Origin of the sequence: Burkholderia sp. WAC0059, from assembly GCF_002870125.1 — a bacterium.
Lineage (GTDB): Bacteria > Pseudomonadota > Gammaproteobacteria > Burkholderiales > Burkholderiaceae > Paraburkholderia.
The window spans coordinates 1-3,314 of the sequence record NZ_PNEO01000051.1; the positions used below are offsets into that span (position 1 = coordinate 1).

At 55.1% G+C, this 3,314-nt stretch carries 2 protein-coding genes and 2 pseudogenes; all 4 read right to left on the minus strand.

What is annotated here, in order from left to right; all coding sequences use genetic code 11:
* On the minus strand, positions 1-97 hold a 97-nt coding region (locus CY652_RS24630; RefSeq protein WP_374703632.1), incomplete at its 3' end, for a transposase.
* Positions 98-212: 115 nt separating this feature from the next.
* A pseudogene (locus CY652_RS25010) lies at positions 213-923 on the minus strand (acyltransferase family protein); the annotation flags it as partial.
* Positions 923-1,933 (minus strand): acyltransferase family protein, encoded by a 1,011-nt coding sequence (locus CY652_RS23595; protein WP_102133115.1) that lies wholly within the window; start codon positions 1,931-1,933, stop codon positions 923-925. The gene CY652_RS23595 and the pseudogene CY652_RS25010, both read right to left, overlap by 1 nt.
* Positions 1,934-3,181: 1,248 nt before the next feature.
* A pseudogene (locus tag CY652_RS23605) lies at positions 3,182-3,314 on the minus strand (IS5/IS1182 family transposase); the annotation flags it as partial.

Here is a 3,314-nt window from a genome sequence, read left to right on the forward strand (position 1 = left end):
GCTGCGGCGCGTCTTCGTTCATCAAGACCAGATAGGGAGCGGCGAAGCTCCATTCCTCGTCCGAAACGTCCGTGGGGTATGGCTTGCGTTCTGGCATTCCGCCAGATTACCAGGTTTGAACGAAAGTGCCTAACACGCTCTAGAAGCAGCACGAAAATTGAGATGAATAGTGGCGCACCCGTGAAGTGCCCCAATGTGAGCGCAAGAGTCGAAGGCAAAGCCAGGACAACGAATCCCAAGGGTGTGCTGCGCAATCGAAAATAGGCGAATCCAGTTACCCAGAGCCATGACAGATCGATAAAGACTCGACCATGTTGTAGAAAATCAACTCCGCGACCGGGAGGTGGAACAATGGTCAGAAAAGCAATGAATGAAAGGGCAATCAGCGTATAGAGTGCGACATTGGGCAATTTTCTGAGAAGCGGCGCGAGCATGTAATGCCACCACTCCGAGCTAAGCGACCAGATCGGTCCAACGATTGCAATCGGATATGCGACGAAGGTCTGAAGCATCAGAATCGAAGCCATAACCGACAGTATCGATGCACGCGGTACATCACCGCCTAGCGGCCATGTGAATCCGTTCGGGACGAGCAACGCCGAAACGAGCAGGCCGAATACAATTGCACCGAGGTATAGCGGCCAGATCCGCTCGGCACGACGCAGATAAAACCCCTTCTTCTGTCGATCAACGCTTGCAGCGATGCTGAATCCCGAAAGGATGAAGAAACCGTAAACTGCGCTTCCTGGATTCAGGTATCCGTCTCCGAACGTCCTGGTGTGGTCGAACCGGACAAACAGCGAGAAATGACCAAATACGACCATCGCAGACAGGGCAAGCCGGAGCGCCGCGAGGATCGCCCATTGGCTTTCGCCTGGTTGGGCCGTTTTTGAAATCGATGGCATGCGCAATAGCCTTGTCATCAAGCGGAGAGCGCTGTTTCTACCTTGCGGCGGTGTTTGAAGAATTTTCGACTCGGATAATCGACCGCATAAAGTGCGATCAACGACGTCGCAAACGCTGCGCCCAGGGTGATTATCGAGCGATTCGAACCGAGTGCCAGAGCGACGAGGATGGAAGGAAAATGGAAGACGTATAGGGGATAAGACCAGTCGCCCAGGAAATTTAGCGATGCGATTGTCCGGTCCGCAAGCTTGCGTCCTTCGCACAGGATCAGAACGAACAAGGTGATGAACATCGGCGCACCGGGCGAATGCTGGATCGTGAGCGCGAACAGGCTGGGGCCGACGAGAATGGCAAAGCCAATTGGCGTTCCACGCCAACGGTAATACAGGAAGCCGGTGACCCAAACCCACGATAACCCGATGATGGACTCCCCGGCAGGGAAATGATCCATGCATGCCACACCCGGGGCCGGGTCATGCAGGTGGATGAAAAACGCGAAGGAGATTGCGATCCACGCCAACAGCAGTTTGTTTGGAAGGCGGTTGAGAACTGGTGCAATCATGTAATGCCACCATTCTCCGGCGAGGGACCAAATAGGACCGACCACGGGAATGGGAGCGCTGATAACCGTTTGAAGCATCAGTAACGAAGCGACAACTTGAAGCGCGGTAGGGGGCGGCACATGCTGATCCCCAATCGGGAAAACAAATCCACCTCGCGAAACAAGGTAGGATGCCAGACCAAAAGCGATTGCCGCAAGATACAGGGGCCAAATTCGAACGAACCGGCGCCGGTAAAATCCCGAACCTTCGCGGGCCAAACTGGCCGCGATGCTGTATCCGGAGAGTATGAAGAATCCGTAGACTGCACTGAGCGGATTCAGGTAGCCATTTCCGAAGATTCGATGACTATCCGGGCGCACATACAGGACGAAGTGCCCGAGCACGACGACTGCTGCCAGGAAAAATCGTAGCCCTGCGAGGATGGCCCACTGTCCTTCAATATTGCTCGTTTGCTTGCTCGTCATGGCAGATATTGCGTTCGAAGACTTTGAGCCGGCAAGTATAACCCGCAGACAATAGACACCAGTCCCAAGGTTGGCGATGAATGGGTTGGCTAACTACCAGATGCGGCAACATTGATGAGCACGCTCGCCATTGTGACATGTTGTGGCGTACGCCCTCTTCATAGCCAAGCTGTCATCTTCGGTGCGATTCAGTTCGATCCTGGTAAGGATTTGGGCGATCATCCCCATCATTGCCGGCATTGAAGCCGAGCCGGTAAGACGGTGTGAGTCTCATCGCCCGTTTTTCAGGTTCATAGGCCAGCCGGAAGGAGAAAGTCTTCATGCGTTGCAGAAGTCCCAAGGCAGGTCTGGGCGCTCCCTGGCATCCCCATGTGACGAGGCTCCACAGTCGGCTCTGGAGTCGTTACCGTTCACCAGGACATCTCCATTGCCCGGTGCTCGCTGTCCCCAGTCTGCCAGTCCTTCCAGGCCTCGGTTTCGGGCCTGTACGGATTGAAGTCGTCTTCCGTTTCGAAGGCGCGTCAGCCTGCCCGATAAGCATACGATCCCTCGACTTCGTGAGGCGTCGGCGTGGTGCTGAGTAGCTTTTTGAGTTTGCCAAGGAAAGACATCGGATCCGCTCCAAATTTTGAGCAGGAGTATAGCGAAGCTCATCACCCCGGGATCCGTCCGGTCAATTTAAGTAAGTGCATCTTCTCGACGATCCCCGGATACGGGTTCCACGGCGCGCGGTCAGGCAGGTACTGGTAGGTCAATGAGAGCGGTCCCCTGCCGATAGAGATGCCGGCCGCCCACGCCACTTGATTCGTCGGATCATGGCTGACATACGCGTAAGGCGCGTAGGCCTTGACCGCCCACGTCTGCCGATAAGCCATATGGGCGGCATGTGAACATCGTCTGCGATTTGCAGATCGCCTAGCTGAATATTGAAAGCGCTCTCGACAGATTCCTACGTACCATAGCGATTGGACGAAGGGCTTTTTTGATGAAAATGACCAACTCCTCTTTCTGCGAAAGAAGCCACAATTGCAGGTGCGGAAATCGCATCGCCGGGTTCAGGGCCGGATGCAGATGCACCATGAAGTAGTCGAAATTCCGGAGCAGTTCTTCCGGCTTGGCCGTCTCGCGCGCAACCTTGATTTTTTCCAGAAGATCTTTCTCGGTCGGCGCGTAAAGGATGTACGGGGAGATATCGACGGGGTCAAGGTCTCGATAAGCGAAGTGGGCCGGCCCCTTATCTAGAGCGTGTTAGGCACTTTGGATAATGGGCACAGCATGGACGAGCATGAGCATGGCAAAAACGACGAAGTGCAGGCCCGCCAGGGTTTCAGGCAGGCGCTCATAGTCGCGTGCCAGCCGCCTGAAGCGGTTCAGCCATCCA

What these genes read in the sequence shown, in the direction of transcription:
- CY652_RS23595 (WP_102133115.1), bottom strand. Translation starts at nt 1,933, where the DNA reads ATGACGAGCAAGCAAACGAGCAATATTGAAGGACAGTGGGCCATCCTC.